The 13,745-nt window shown below is 61.1% G+C and carries 11 protein-coding genes; all 11 read right to left on the bottom strand.

Annotation, left to right across the window (positions count from 1 at the left end; genetic code table 11):
* Positions 1-20: 20 nt before the first annotated feature.
* Complete coding sequence (locus tag N434_RS17805) at positions 21-632, bottom strand: ankyrin repeat domain-containing protein (RefSeq protein ID WP_286172320.1); 612 nt, start codon at positions 630-632, stop codon at positions 21-23.
* A 125-nt stretch (positions 633-757) separates the two neighbouring features.
* On the bottom strand, positions 758-2,569 hold the full coding sequence (locus N434_RS17800; protein WP_110759637.1) for an ABC transporter ATP-binding protein: 1,812 nt from the start codon (positions 2,567-2,569) through the stop codon (positions 758-760).
* A gap of 4 nt (positions 2,570-2,573) precedes the next feature.
* Positions 2,574-4,358, bottom strand: coding sequence for a gamma-glutamyltransferase family protein (locus N434_RS17795; protein WP_110759635.1), 1,785 nt, complete (start codon positions 4,356-4,358; stop codon positions 2,574-2,576).
* Positions 4,359-4,379: 21 nt separating this feature from the next.
* Complete coding sequence (locus N434_RS17790; RefSeq protein ID WP_181424009.1) at positions 4,380-5,252, bottom strand: ABC transporter permease; 873 nt, start codon at positions 5,250-5,252, stop codon at positions 4,380-4,382.
* Between the two features lie 10 nt (positions 5,253-5,262).
* Positions 5,263-6,210, bottom strand: a complete 948-nt coding sequence (locus N434_RS17785) for an ABC transporter permease (RefSeq protein ID WP_110759633.1) — start codon at positions 6,208-6,210, stop codon at positions 5,263-5,265.
* A gap of 67 nt (positions 6,211-6,277) precedes the next feature.
* Positions 6,278-7,786, bottom strand: coding sequence for an ABC transporter substrate-binding protein (locus tag N434_RS17780; protein ID WP_110759631.1), 1,509 nt, complete (start codon positions 7,784-7,786; stop codon positions 6,278-6,280).
* A 78-nt stretch (positions 7,787-7,864) separates the two neighbouring features.
* Positions 7,865-8,665: a FadR/GntR family transcriptional regulator gene (locus tag N434_RS17775; protein WP_110759629.1), complete on the bottom strand. Its 801-nt coding sequence runs from the start codon at positions 8,663-8,665 to the stop codon at positions 7,865-7,867.
* Between the two features lie 136 nt (positions 8,666-8,801).
* Entirely contained in the window at positions 8,802-9,668 is an 867-nt protein-coding gene (locus N434_RS17770; protein ID WP_110759627.1) for an aldose epimerase family protein, read from the bottom strand.
* Positions 9,655-10,842 (bottom strand): galactarate dehydratase, encoded by a 1,188-nt coding sequence (locus N434_RS17765; protein ID WP_110759625.1) that lies wholly within the window; start codon positions 10,840-10,842, stop codon positions 9,655-9,657. Before N434_RS17765 ends, N434_RS17770 begins: the two co-directional genes overlap by 14 nt.
* Before the next feature lie 43 nt (positions 10,843-10,885).
* Positions 10,886-12,610: an ABC transporter ATP-binding protein gene (locus N434_RS17760; protein WP_181424008.1), complete on the bottom strand. Its 1,725-nt coding sequence runs from the start codon at positions 12,608-12,610 to the stop codon at positions 10,886-10,888.
* 8 nt (positions 12,611-12,618) lie between these two features.
* The gene (locus tag N434_RS17755; protein ID WP_110759621.1) at positions 12,619-13,743 is read right to left on the bottom strand and encodes an ABC transporter permease; all 1,125 of its coding nucleotides are present in this window, start codon (positions 13,741-13,743) and stop codon (positions 12,619-12,621) included.
* Positions 13,744-13,745: the final 2 nt, after the last annotated feature.

Here is a 13,745-nt window from a genome sequence, read left to right as displayed (position 1 = left end):
GGCGTTACAAACCCGGGCGATCAGTCCTTCGCGCCGGCGGCCTCCAGCAGTGCAACGATTTCCGTCAGCCCTCTTCCGCGGGCATGGGCAAGCGCGGTCCTTCCATCAAAATCCTTCACCGCAACGTCAGCACCACCGGCAAGAAGCGACCGGACGATCCGCTGCGATACCGCCCCGCCATCTCTCAGGATTGTGACTTCAAGCAGGGCCGTCCAGCCGAGCCGGTTGACGTGATCGACATCCACACCGGCTGCAAGCAGCATATCGACGGCTTCGGGATGTCCCTTTTCGGCAGCCGGAATGAGCGCCGTGCCGCCAAAGCGGTTGGTGCTTTCAAGATTTGCACCCTTTTTCAGGATCATCCGCAGAATTTCGGTTCTGCCCTGTGCACCCGCCACCAGAAAGGGGCTGTCCTCGATATTGTCGCGGGCATCGACATCGGCACCGGCCTCGATAAGCAGGCGTGCCGCCGGCACATCATTTTGCCACACCGCAACCAGCAGAGGCGTCTGGCCCTGCGCGTTCCGCTCTTCGGTGGCGCCACTGTTTTTCAGCAATTGTTCAAGCCGCACGTGATCCTTCGCCGTTACCGCTTCCAGAACGGCAGCCTGAGCATTTGCGCCAAGGGTCATCATCAGCACTCCCCAAAAAAACAGTCGTCGCATCACCACCTCGAAAGAATGCCGGCACCGGTGGTGCGGGCAGCACCATTATTCCAGACGACCGGCATTCGCTTCAAGACCCGCTTTTTGCCGCCTCAGGCCAACTGCACGAAATGGCCGGGTGAAACGGCCCTGTAAGTCCGCTCCGGCGTTTCATAACCCATTGCCCGTATGGGGCTTTTCAGCTCGTCATTGGAAACGCTGCGTCTTATACCGCGCCGCGCCGGATCGGGCACCGGCACCGCCGCCATCAGCTTTTTCGTATAGGCATGTTGCGGATTGTCAAAGACCGCCGCCCGCGGGCCGATTTCGACGATCTCGCCGAGATACATCACCGCCACACGGTGACTGACGCGTTCCACCACCGCCATGTCATGCGAGATGAACAGGAAAGCGAGGTTGAGGCTCTGCTGCAGGTCGAGCAACAGGTTGCAGACCTGCGCCTTGATCGAGACATCGAGCGCCGAGACGCTTTCATCGGCAACGATGACCTTGGGATCAAGCGCAAGCGCCCGGGCAATGGCAATGCGCTGGCGCTGGCCACCGGAAAACTCATGCGGGTAGCGGCCGGCCATATCGGCCGACAGGCCGACCTTTTCCAGGAGATCGGCGGTTTTTTCCTTCGCCTGTCTCGTGGTTCCCAGCCTGTGCTTGATGAAGGGTTCGGAAATCGCCGTGCCCACCGTCATGCGCGGATTGAGCGAGGAGAACGGGTCCTGAAAGATCATCTGGACGGATTTGCGCATGTTGCGCAGGCCGGTGGTATCGAGCCGCATCACATCGTAGCCATCGAGCGATACATCGCCGGACGACGGCTCCACGAGGCGCATGATCGAGCGGCCCGTGGTGGATTTTCCGCAGCCGGATTCACCGACCAGCGCCAGCGTCTCGCCCTGAAACAGATCGAAGGAGACGTTTTCGACGGCATGAACCGCACCCGTCTGCCGCGCCAGCAGGCCGGAGCGGATAGGAAAACGCGTGACAAGGTTCTTGACCGAGAGGACCGGCGTCTGCCCGCTCGCCACGGTCTCAGCCACCTCCTGAGGCTCGGTTGAAAGACCGGTTTTCATGTCGAGCACCGGAAAATGCGTCGGCCATTGCCGGTCGCGCATCGAGCCGAGCTTTGGCACCGCCGAAAGCAGCGCCCGCGTATAGGGGTGCTTGCCGCGTTTGAATATCTCCTCGGTCGGTCCGGTCTCGACCTCGTCGCCGCGATACATGACGATCGTCCGGTCGGCAATTTCGGCCACCACACCCATGTCGTGGGTGATGAAGAGAACCGACATGCCCTCCTCTTCCTGCAGCAGCTTGATGAGATCGAGGATCTGGCCCTGAATGGTGACGTCGAGCGCCGTCGTCGGCTCATCGGCGATCAGCAGCTTCGGCCGCGATGCGAGCGCCATGGCAATCATCACCCGCTGACGCATGCCACCGGAAAACTGATGCGGATATTCGTCAAAACGGCTGGCCGCATTGGGAATACGCACCTTTTCCAGAAGCCGCACCGTCTCCGCCCGCGCCTCCTGTTTCGAAAGCCCCTTGTGCCTGATGAGGACTTCGGAAATCTGGCGGCCGATGGTGAAGATCGGATTGAGCGAGGTCATCGGCTCCTGAAAGATCATCGAGATATCGTTGCCGCGCACGCCGCGCATCTCCTTTTCGGAAAGCGCCAGCAGATTACGCCCATTGAGCAGCACTTCGCCTTCGATCCGGCTGGAGGAAGGCGCAAGCAGACGCATGAGCGACAGCGAGGTGACGGACTTGCCCGAGCCGGATTCGCCGACGATCGCAACGGTTTCACCGGGCGCAACATCGAAGGAGACGTTGCGCACGACGCTTTTCCATTCGTCATCAACGAGAAAGGACGTGGTCAGGTTACGGACGGAGAGGACGGGTTTTGTTTCCATGGTCTCACCGCCCCACCGCATAGGCCTGCATCAGCCGCGGTGTCGCGGCCGCCCGCAGCAGGCCGTCCGCATCCCGCCTTGCTGCCGTCAATCGCCCGACCGACCAGGCATCGGCGACCGTGACCCGGTGGCCGCGACGGCGAAGCTCATCGAGCGTCGCCTCACCCGCTGTGCTTTCCACCATGATTTCACCCGGCGAGCTGGTGCGCGGATAAAACGAGCCCGGAAAATGCGAGGTGTGGAACAAAGGCATGTCGATGGCCGCCTGCAGGTTCTTGCCGTGATGCGCATAACGCAGGAAGAAAGGCAGCTGCCACTGATCCTGCTGATCGCCGCCCGGTGTGCCGAAGACCATTGAGGGCCGGCCCTGATGCAGCGCAAGCGAGGGCGTCAGCGTGGTACGCGGGCGTTTGCCCGGCGCAAGTGAGGTCGGCAGGCCTTCCTTCAGCCAGAACATCTGGGCGCGGGAATTGAGTGCGAAACCGAGGCCCGGCACGACCGGCGACGATTGCAGCCAGCCGCCCGATGGCGTGGTGGACACCATGTTGCCCCAGCGGTCGATGACGTCGATATGCACCGTGTCACCGCGCTTCTCCGTCAGGTGCGACATGGTCGGCTCGTAGACGGTGCCCTTGCCGCTCATCTCGGCCAGCATGGCCATGGTGGCGTCTACCTGCTTTTCGTATCCGGGCACGGTGCCGGGGCGCAGCTCCAGCGAGGCCTCGCGGCCGATCAGCGCCCGGCGTCCGGCATTATAACCCTCGGAGAGAAGATATTCCGTTGGTATCTGACCAAATTCCGGGTCGCCGTAATAGACCTCACGGTCGGCAAAGGCGAGCTTCATGGCCTCAACGATGGTGTGGATGAAATCAGGCCCGGACGGATCCATCGCTGCAATGTCAAAGCCCTTCAGCAGCGCAAGCGATTGCAGCAGAACCGGACCCTGTCCCCAGGCGGGCGTCTTCGCAATCGTCCAGTCGTGATAATCAAGCGTCTGCGGCGTTTCGACGGTCGCGCTCCAGCCGGCCATATCCTGCGCCGTCAGCACGCCCTTGTGCCGTGCGCCGCTGGCATCCATGACTTCCGCCGTCTTTACGTAACTGTCGATAGCTTCCGCAACGAAACCCCGGTAGAAGGCATCCCGCGCCGCCTCGATCTGGTTTTCGCGGCCGGTGCGCGCTTCGGCTTCGGTGATGATCCGCTGATAGGTCGCAGCCAGAACCGGGTTCCTGAAATTGGCGTGAGGCTCGGGCGCGGCACCACCCGGCAGCCATGTCTCATGCGAGGTCGGCCATTCCTTCTCGAAGAAATCGGCCAGCCCCTTGATGGTGGCCGAGACACGCGGCAGCGTTGGATGCCCCTGCTCGGCGTAATAGATGGCCGGTTCCAGCACGTCGCGCACGCTCATCGTGCCATAATCGCGCAGCATCAACATCCAGCCGTCGAAGGCACCGGGGATGACGGTGGCCAGCAGCCCGTCGCCGGGGATCAGTTTCAGCCCTTCCGAAGTGTAATGTTCGATCGTCGCACCACTCGGGGCCGGGCCCTGTGCGCAGATGACTTCCACCTTGTCCTTCTGCTTCGAATAAAACACGGCCGGCATATCCCCGCCGGGGCCACAGAGATGCGGCTCGACGATCTGCAGCACGAAGCCGGTGGCGACGGCGGCGTCGAAAGCATTGCCGCCCTTTTCGAGAATGGCCATGCCAACGGCCGAGGCGATCCAGTGCGTTGAGGTGACGACGCCAAAGGTGCCAAGGATTTCAGGGCGTGTGGTGAATTCAGTCATTCCGATGTTCCTTGTAAAAAATCATGCTTCGCGCGGATCAAGCGCGTCACGCAGGCCATCACCCAGAAGATTGAAACCGATGACGACGAGGAAGATGGCGATGCCGGGCCACATCGTCATCCACGGCGCCTGGCTGAGGAAATTCTTCGCGGTGTTCAGCATCGAACCCCAGGACGGCGCCGGCGCCTGCTGGCCGAGACCGAGGAAGGAAAGGCTCGCCTCCGCAATGATGGCGGTCGCCACCGTCAGCGTCGCCTGCACGATGATGGGGGCAAAGACATTCGGCAGGATGTAACGGGTCATGATATCGATATGGTTGAGGCCGATGGACCTCGCGCCTTCGACATAATCCTCCATCTTGACCGCCAACACCTGCCCGCGCGTCAAACGCACGAAAATCGGCATGGCGGAAAGGCCGATGGCGATCATGGCGTTGGTGAGGCTCGGCCCGAGGAAGGCGGCGAGCGCGATCGCCATGATCAGGAAGGGCATGGCGAGCAGCGCTTCGGTGATGCGCGAGATGACCATATCCACCCAGCCGCCGAAATAGCCCGAAATCAGGCCGAAGGGCACGCCGATGACGACCGCGATCATCACCGAGACGACACCTGCCATTAGCGAGGCGCGGGCGCCATAGATCATGCGCGAGAGAATGTCGCGGCCGAGATCATCGGTGCCGAGCCAGTGGGCAGCCGATGGCGCCTTGCGGATGGCCGACCAGCTGGTCGCAACCGGGTCTGCAATCGGCAGGATCGGCGCGGCTATGGCAAGCACGGCGAAGAACAGCACAATGATCATGCCAACAAGCGCCGACTTGTTGCGCTTCATTTTTTTCCAGGCGCGGCTTTCCTGCCGTGTCGCCGGTACGGATAGGTTTTGATCGAAAACGGTCATGATATCAGCCTCAGATCGTCGCCCTGAGGCGGGGGTTAAGCAGGACATACGCAATGTCGGCAAGAAGGTTCATGAGGATGAAACCAACGGCGGTGCAGAGCACGATGCCCTGCACGACGGCATAATCGCGGGTGAACACCGCATCGACCGTCATCTTGCCGAAGCCGGGAATGGTGAAAATCTGCTCCGTCAGGACCGCGCCGGCCAGCAATTCGCCGAAGAGCAACGCCAGCAGCGTGATGACCGGCAGCAGCGCGTTGCGGAAACTGTGCGACAGGATGATCTCACGCGGCGAAAGCCCCTTGGCCCGGGCGGTTCGGATATAATCGGAACTCAAAACCGCCACCATGGCCGAACGTGTATGACGCATCAGCGTTGCCGCAAGCGCGTTGCCGAGCACGAAGGCCGGCATGATCATGGTTTCGACGGAACGGACAGGATCGACGAAGATCGATTCATAACCGGATGCCGGCAGCCAGCCAAGCTTCACCGACACCAGCAGGATCAGCATGATACCGAGCCAGAAATTCGGGATGGACAGGCCGGAAAGCGCCACGATATTGGCCGTGTAGTCGATCCACGTGTTCTTCTTGACGGCAGCGAGAATGCCGATGGGAATGCCGATGACCATGGCAAAGAACATCGCCATGACAGCCAGCTGAATGGTGACCGGCAGCTTCTGGCCGATCAGTTCCAGCACCGGCTGGTTGGTGCGCAGCGAAATGCCGAAATCACCCGTCACCACACCGCCCAGCCAGTTGAGATATTGCAGTGGAACGGGGTCGTTGAGGCGATATTTCTCGCGCAGGAATTCAATCGTCGCGGGATCGCGCTCCTCGCCCGCCATGGCGAGAACCGGATCGCCCGGCAGGAGTTTCTGCAGCGAAAAAACGAAGATGGAAATGATGAGAAGCGTCGGGATCGCGACCAGCAGTCGCTTGCCGATGTAAACAGGCATGGCATTGCCCCCGTTTGAGTCAGGTGCTGGGGGCCGCACGGCAAGCCGTGCGACCTGTTCAAAGCTGTCAGTACTTGGAAACGCCGAGAAGGCGAATCATGCCATCGGGCGACGGCGCCCAGCCCTTGACCTTGTTGGAAATGGCATAGGCATAAGGCTGGTGGCCAAGATAGATGATCGGCATGTCATCGTTGAGGATGACGCTTGCGGCATCGTATTTTTCCTTGCGCACCGCATCTTCTGTCGAGGCGCGGGCCTCGTTCAGCAGCTTGTCGACTTCAGGATTGCAATATTTCACATCGTTGATGCCGCCCTTGCAGGTGACGAACTGGTGTAGGTTGCCATCGGGATCGATACGCCCCGACCAATCGGAACGGCTGAGCTGGTAATTGCCGGCGGTCTGTTCAGACAGAAGCGTCGCAAATTCCGTCGCCTTCAGGGTGACGTTGAAACCGGCCTCGGCCACCATGGACTGGATGACCTGCATCATCTGCGTCTGCGTGGTGTTGTTGGCGTGCTGCAGCTCGACGTCGAGCTTCTCGTAACCCGCCTCCTTCATCAACTGCTTGGCCTTGTCGATATCGCGCGGCGGCACCGGCAGGCTCTGGTTGAACCAGGGGCTTGTGGGCGGGAAGGCCTGATTACCACCCTCGGAGGTGCCTTCAAAGACGATCTGGCCGATCGCCTCGCGGTCGATGGCATAAGAGAACGCCTGCCGCAGGCGCTTGTCCTTGCCGAGCGGATTATCCGCACGCGCGCCATTGTTCATGTTGACATACATGGCCATGTAACCCGGCCCGATTATATCGGCATAGGTCAGCTTGGAGTCGTTCCTGACGGATTCCGCATCGGACGCCGAAATGCGTTCGGCAATATCGAGGTCGCCGGCGCGAAGGTTTGCAAGCTTCACGGTCGTATCGGGGATCGGCAGATAGACGACCTTGTCGACGAGGACCTTGTCCTTGTCCCAATAGTCAGCGAATTTCTCGAGCACGATACGGTCCTGCTGGATACGCTCGACAAATTTGAACGGCCCGGCACAAACCGGTTTCGAACCAAAATTCGCGCCCAGTTCCTTGGCCGCCTTGGGTTCAACGATCATGCCGGCGCGGTCGGAGAGCTGCGCCAGCAGGGTAACGTCGGGCGTCTTCAGCGTGAATTTCACCTCCAGCGGTCCCGTCGCCTCAACCTTTTCAACCGAGGAGAGCTCGCTTTTGCGGCGCGATTCCGGCAGCGTCATATTGCGCTCGATGGTCGCGACCACGGCAGCCGCATCAAGCGTCTCACCATTGTGGAACTTGACGCCATCGCGGATTTTCATGGTCAGCACCTTGCCGCCTTCGGACCATGCCCATTCGGTGGCAAGCTGGGGCACGATCTTCATGTCCTGCGAGATATCCACCAGCTTGTCGCACATGGCGGTGTAGACGATGCGGCCGACGAAGGTGCGCGATTGCGCGGGGTCGAGCACATCGGCATCGTCGTTGAGGCCGATGCGCAATTCGGACGATAGCGCCGGTGCGGCCAGCAATGCGCTGGCGAGCAGCGCCGCAGTCAGTGTCTGGATCTTTTTCATGTTCGTTCCTCTGGTCTGGTTATTTTGACTTTTTGTCATTGGCCGCCCCTTCCGGGACGACAGTTTTCATCCGTGGCCTCAGGAGTCCTCGGTCAGCGAATTATCGGCCTCGGCCGCATTGCCCTCCCCGGGGTTTTCCTCCAGAAAGCCGAGCGAGGTGGCGCGGATCAGCCTTTCCTGATGCATGAGAAGATGTTGGCGCATGGCTTCACCGGCGCGCGCCGGATCACGGTCGGCAATGGCTTCGACAATGGCCATATGCTGTTCGAAAGACGCCCTGCCATTCGTGCCGCTGCGCCGGGCAAGCTCGCGGATCGACTGCCATGCATCGTCCTGGCGAATGCGGTTGACGACATCGAAGATCGACAGGAAAAGCTTGTTGCCGGCGCTCTGGGCGATCTGGCGATGGAGCGAGCCATCCCATAATTCCTTGGCGTCGGCATCCGTGCTCTGGCCGGTCTTTTGAACAAGCGCACGCATGCGCTCCACCTCGGTCGGTTTGGCACGCATGGCCGCAAGCTGCGCCAGCTGCGGTTCTATGCGCAGGCGCACTTCCATGATTTCCATGAAATCCGTTCCGGCGACCAGTTCCGTGAGCTGGGCGGACCAATCATCCGGTTTTTCACCCACAAAGGTTCCGGCCCCCTGCCGCCGCCAGATCAGGCCCTCGGCTTCCAGAACCTCCAGCGCCCGGCGGATCGAACGGCGGCCGACGTTAAAAGTCTCCGCAAAGGCCCGTTCCGTCGGCAGACGCCCATCCCTCGCGAGATGATTCGCCTGAATATAGTCACGCAACCGCGCCAAGGCGTAGTTGGAATTGTCGTTAGGGCCTGTTGCCACGCCGCACCATTTGTCTGAACCAATCTGATATTGGTTCATTTGGTGAGAAATTTTTACCGACGTCAAGCGCATTTTTGAGCGACGATTTTTCACGCTCAAAATATGGGCATGTGGCGTTTTTTTTGAAAGTGGAGTGCGGCGCAGGCGCATGACGTTCTCATGCGCCCTGTGTTCCTCAGGGCCCGACGGAAAGCCGGATGCGTCCCAACAGGTGCTCGCCGGGCGGGACGATCCTGACGCCAGACGCTTCCCGCTGTATCTCCGGCAAGCCGAGCGCTCCGGCAGCCATGGAAACGGGTTCGAGGCAAAGATAGCGGTCCATGCGGTGAACGGCGAGATGGCCAAAAACGGGATCGGCCTCGATCCGCAGCGAAAACCTGTCAAATTGCACATGCGCATTCGACCAGTCGGCGTAATGCAACGTGTATCCCGTTGCAGCGGGAATGGCGGCGTTGTGGCGAGGGACTGCCGGCTGGCCGGTCGGCACGTTCTGCGGGTCCAGCGGATATTGCAGTCTGGCATCCGTGCGCGCGTCGCAACCAACGCCAGCAGCCAGATAGGGATGCCATCCGAGCGCCATCGGCGCGGCCACATCCGCGACATTGGTGATCGACAGGTCCACGGTGAGGCCGGTGTTTTCAAGCAGAAAAGACTGTTCGGCGCGGAAGGAAAAGGGCCATTCCCCGTCAGCCTCATAGTCAAGTAACAGCCGTGCCCGATCCGAATCCAGGTCGGAAATCTCCCATGCGCGCCGGTGAGCAGGCCCATGCATGGCATCCGGCGCGAGCGCGGGATGTGGCAGGAGGTCATGGCGAACGCCGGTATGAACGAAGGAGCCGCCATAAAGCCGGTTGTGATAAGGAAACAGCGGGTATGCGCCGGCGCGCGGCCAGTTGAGCGGCTCGAAACCCTCCTCGCTTGTCGGCACCAGAATATCGCCGTGGTCGGCATGGTGCAGAAGGGTCATCCTGCCGCCCCATGCGGGTCGCAGGCGGGCCGAAAGCGGCCCGCAGCTTATCGCAACCGTTTCAGGCAAAGGCATAGGATCCGTCAGGCCGTTTCGGTACCCGTCTTTGCCAGTGAACATAACCATCTTCCTGCATGGCTTTTTCATCCATCTCGACACCCCAGCCGGGGCGATCCGGCCTCAGTTCCAGATATCCGTCCTTCGGCAGATAGGGGTCGACGACATAACGGGTTTCATCCTCGCGTTTTTCCAGATCGGTGCCGCCATAGACGTAGCATTGCCCTTTCGGCAGCCGATATTCGAGGATACGGAAATTCTGCTGGGCGGCGGAAAAATGCACGTTGACGGCAGTGGCGAGCGGCCCCATCGGGTTATGCGGCGCGATGCTGACGAAATGAGCTTCCGCAAGCGTGGCGATGCGACGCATCTCCGAAATGCCGCCGACGACGCAGATATCAGGCTGGATGATATCCGCACCCTTTACCTGAAGAAGACGCAGGAACTCATTGCGATGATAGAGACTTTCACCGGTTGCCAGCGTGCAGTTCAGCCCCTGTTTCAGGTCTCCCCACATCTCGATGTTCTCCGGACGCAACGGCTCCTCGAAGAACAGCGGATCGTAAGGTGCAAGCGCGTTGCCGAGCTGGCGGGCGGACGCGGGTTCGAAAATCTTGGCATGGGCATCGAAGGCGATATCGTAATCGGGCCGCACGGTCTCGCGAAGCGAGCGGAAATATTCGGCCGAACTGCGCACCACCTCGCCCCAGCGATGCGCGTGGATATCGAGGCGCCACGGGCTGAGCTTGAAGGCCGTGAAGCCCCAGTCCTCATTCAGACGATCGAACTCTTCCTTTGCAGCTGGCGCGTCCGGAGCCGTGTAGACCCCGGCATAGACCTTGATACGGTCGCGCACTTCGCCGCCCAGCAGCTTGTAGACCGGCACCCCCGCCGCCTTGGCAGCAAGGTCCCAGAGGCAATGGTCCAGTGCCGAGATGGCCGACAGACCAAGCGCGCCGGGCGGAAAACGGTTTTGCTGCAGAAGGAGATTGTAGAGATATTCAACCCGCGTCGGGTCCTGCCCGGCAAGAAAGCCGTAGAGGTAATCCAGCAACGGCGGCAGGGCGAGATCAGGGCCGTGATTGTAACATTCGCCCCAGCCAGTGAGACCGTCATCGGTATCGAGAGCGACGACAACGCGGGGACGGTCCTTGTCGCGGGTGACGAATACCCGCATGCGATCGATTTTCATGCTTTAGTCTTCCTCATGAATGGCAGAACGAACAGGCCCGGCGCTATCGCGCGACGGCCCCGTTCTTGACTTCGGATGGTTCGACGTAGCGGAACCTTCGGGTGCGATCCCGGTCGCGTGGGTCGGGGCGCGGAATGGCGGAAAGAAGCGCCTGCGTATAAGGGTGATCCGGCGCGTTACAGACCTTTTCCGCCTCTCCCACTTCCACCAGCTTGCCGCGATACATCACCCCGACGCGGTCGCACATGTAGCGGATGACGCCGATATCGTGGCTGATGAAGATGTAAGCGAGGCCAAGCTCGTCCTGCAGCCGCATGAGCAGATCGAGCACCTGGAACCGCACCGAAACATCCAGCGCCGAGGTCGCCTCATCCGCCACGATGATGCGCGGCTTCAGGGTTATGGCGCGGGCGATGCCGATGCGCTGGCGCTGGCCACCCGAAAAGGCATGCGGGTAACGCTCACGCCCGGTCGGGTCGAGCCCCACCTGCTCCATCAGGGCGCAGACGCGTTCATCCAGTTCCCTGCCCCTGGCAATGCCGTTGACCAGCAACGGCTCGCCGATCACCTGCGCCACCGTCATGCGCGGATTGAGCGAGCCGAACGGGTCCTGAAACACCATGCGCAATTCGCGCCGTGCGGCTTTCAGCTCGGCGCCATCGATTTTGGCGAGGTCGACCACCGTGCCATCCGCCCGGCGATAGCGCATTTCGCCACCGGTCGGATCGTAAAGGCGCATGATGGAGCGACCCATCGTGGTCTTGCCGGAACCGCTTTCGCCGACGATGCCGAGCGTCTCGCCGGGCAACAGCTTGATCGAGACGCCATCCAGCGCCTTCATCTCGCCGAAATGCATGGAGAGGTCGTTGACCTCCAGGATGGGCGCTGCGGCAAGATCGAGCGGCGGGCGGGCAAGCCGGATTTCCGCTTTCTGCTCCAGTTTCAGCACCGAGCCGATCAACATGCGGGTATAGGGATCCTGCGGGCTGTGGAATATCTGCTCGACGGTGCCATATTCCTTGGCGACGCCGTGATGCATGACCAGCACGTCATCGGCAATCTGCGCCACCACACCCATATCGTGGGTGATGAACAGCACCGCCATGCCATGCGCCTTTTGCAGCCGCGATATCAGGTCGAGGATTTCAGCCTGCGTCGTCACATCGAGCGCCGTCGTCGGTTCGTCGGCAATCAACAGTTGGGGCTTGCAGGCCAGCGCCATGGCGATCATGGCTCGCTGGCGCATGCCGCCCGAATATTGGAAGGCGTAACGATCCAGCGCCTTTTCAGGGTTAGGGATTTCCACCTGCCGCAGCAACTCGATGGCCTCGGCCCGCGCCTGCGCCTTGCTCATCTTCAGATGCAGCCGCAGGACCTCGGTGATCTGGTCACCCACGGTGTGCACGGGTGAAAGCGAAGACATCGGCTCCTGAAAGATCATCGCGATATCTGCGCCGCGCACCGAGCGGATCGCCCGGCTGCGCGGATCGAGCTTTGCCAGATCGAGAGACGTGCCATCGGCGCGGTTGAGGATGATCGACCCGGACGCGATGCGGCCGGGGCTGTCGATGATCTGCAGGATGGAGCGGGCGGTGACGGATTTGCCGGAGCCGCTTTCGCCGACGACGCAGAGCGTCTTGCCGGGATCGATGGAGAAAGACAGATCGTTGACCGCCCGGAAAACGCCGTTCCTGACCGGAAATTCAGTGACCAGATTGCGGACTTCAAGCAGCGGCTTGGCTGGCTTCATGGAGAGAATGTCGCTCATCCGGGGCCTCACTTGTTATAGGGGTCGGCTGCGTCACGCAGGCCGTCGCCGAGCAGATTGAGCGCCATGACGGCAATGACGACCGCCACACCGGGCAGGAACAGCCAGGGTGCGGTTGCAATCGAGCGGATATTCTGCGCCTCGCGAAGCAAAACGCCCCAGGAAATCGTCGGCGGCTGGAGACCGAGACCGAGGAAGGACAGCGATGTTTCCGCAAGGATCATCGCCGGCACCGCAAGCGTGACCGAAGCGATGATATGGCTCGAAAAGCTCGGCAGCATGTGGCGGAAGATGATGCGCCCTTCCGGCACGCCATCCAGCCGCGCTGCAGCCACGAACTCTTCGGTCCTGAGCGACAGGAACCGGCCGCGCACGACACGGGCAAGCTGCGCCCAGCCGGTCAGGGACAGGATGATGGTGATCATCATGTATTGCAGCGTGGCGGGCCAGCCCTGCGGCAGCGCGGCGGCCAGCGCCAGCCAGATTGGAATGGTGGGTAGCGATAGCACGAAGTCGATCACGCGCTGCATGACGAAATCGATGCGGCCGCCGTAATAGCCTGAAATGCCGCCGAGAACGACGCCGAGCAGCAACGAGAAGAACACGCCGACAAGACCGATGGACAGGGAGACCTGCGCACCCTGCACCACACGGCTGAAAACATCGCGCCCGAGGCGATCCGCGCCGAAGAGGAAGAGCGGACGTGTTTTATCGGTGGAGGCCAGCAGATGGATATCCGTGGTGAACAGGCCGAACACGGAATATTCGTAACCGCGACCGAAAAACTGGACCGGGATTTTCTTGGCCGTATCTTCGACGAACACCGCCGCCAGCGTCTCGGGATTGCGGGTCAGCTTCAGCGGATAATAATGCAGTCCGAGCGAAAAACCGTCGGTCGTATCGATGAAGTGGACACGCTGCGGCGGGTGGAAGGTGGCGCGGGCATTCTGCAGCACCGGATCGTTGATGGCGAAGAAGCCGGGCACTAGCGCGACGATATACATGGCGATGGTGATGAACAGGGCGGCCATGGCCAGCTTGTGGCGCTTGAAGGCCCACCAGATGAGCTGCCACTGCGAAGCGACGGCGGCGCGGTCCTGCCGGGCATTGGTGGTCATGGTGATATCGCTCATGG

This window comes from Rhizobium sp. UGM030330-04, assembly GCF_003208455.1.
Taxonomy (GTDB): domain Bacteria; phylum Pseudomonadota; class Alphaproteobacteria; order Rhizobiales; family Rhizobiaceae; genus Agrobacterium; species Agrobacterium rhizogenes_A.
Note: the sequence above shows the minus strand (reverse complement) of the source record. Positions and strands in the feature narration are given on the sequence as shown.

Coding starts and splice junctions, on each gene's coding strand:
- N434_RS17755 (WP_110759621.1), bottom strand. CDS start 13,743: ATGAGCGATATCACCATGACCACCAATGCCCGGCAGGACCGCGCCGCC.
- N434_RS17765 (WP_110759625.1), bottom strand. CDS start 10,842: ATGAAAATCGATCGCATGCGGGTATTCGTCACCCGCGACAAGGACCGT.
- N434_RS17805 (WP_286172320.1), bottom strand. CDS start 632: ATGACCCTTGGCGCAAATGCTCAGGCTGCCGTTCTGGAAGCGGTAACG.
- N434_RS17775 (WP_110759629.1), bottom strand. CDS start 8,665: ATGAACCAATATCAGATTGGTTCAGACAAATGGTGCGGCGTGGCAACA.
- N434_RS17760 (WP_181424008.1), bottom strand. CDS start 12,610: ATGAGCGACATTCTCTCCATGAAGCCAGCCAAGCCGCTGCTTGAAGTC.
- N434_RS17770 (WP_110759627.1), bottom strand. CDS start 9,668: ATGCCTTTGCCTGAAACGGTTGCGATAAGCTGCGGGCCGCTTTCGGCC.
- N434_RS17790 (WP_181424009.1), bottom strand. CDS start 5,252: ATGACCGTTTTCGATCAAAACCTATCCGTACCGGCGACACGGCAGGAA.
- N434_RS17785 (WP_110759633.1), bottom strand. CDS start 6,210: ATGCCTGTTTACATCGGCAAGCGACTGCTGGTCGCGATCCCGACGCTT.
- N434_RS17800 (WP_110759637.1), bottom strand. CDS start 2,569: ATGGAAACAAAACCCGTCCTCTCCGTCCGTAACCTGACCACGTCCTTT.
- N434_RS17795 (WP_110759635.1), bottom strand. CDS start 4,358: ATGACTGAATTCACCACACGCCCTGAAATCCTTGGCACCTTTGGCGTC.
- N434_RS17780 (WP_110759631.1), bottom strand. CDS start 7,786: ATGAAAAAGATCCAGACACTGACTGCGGCGCTGCTCGCCAGCGCATTG.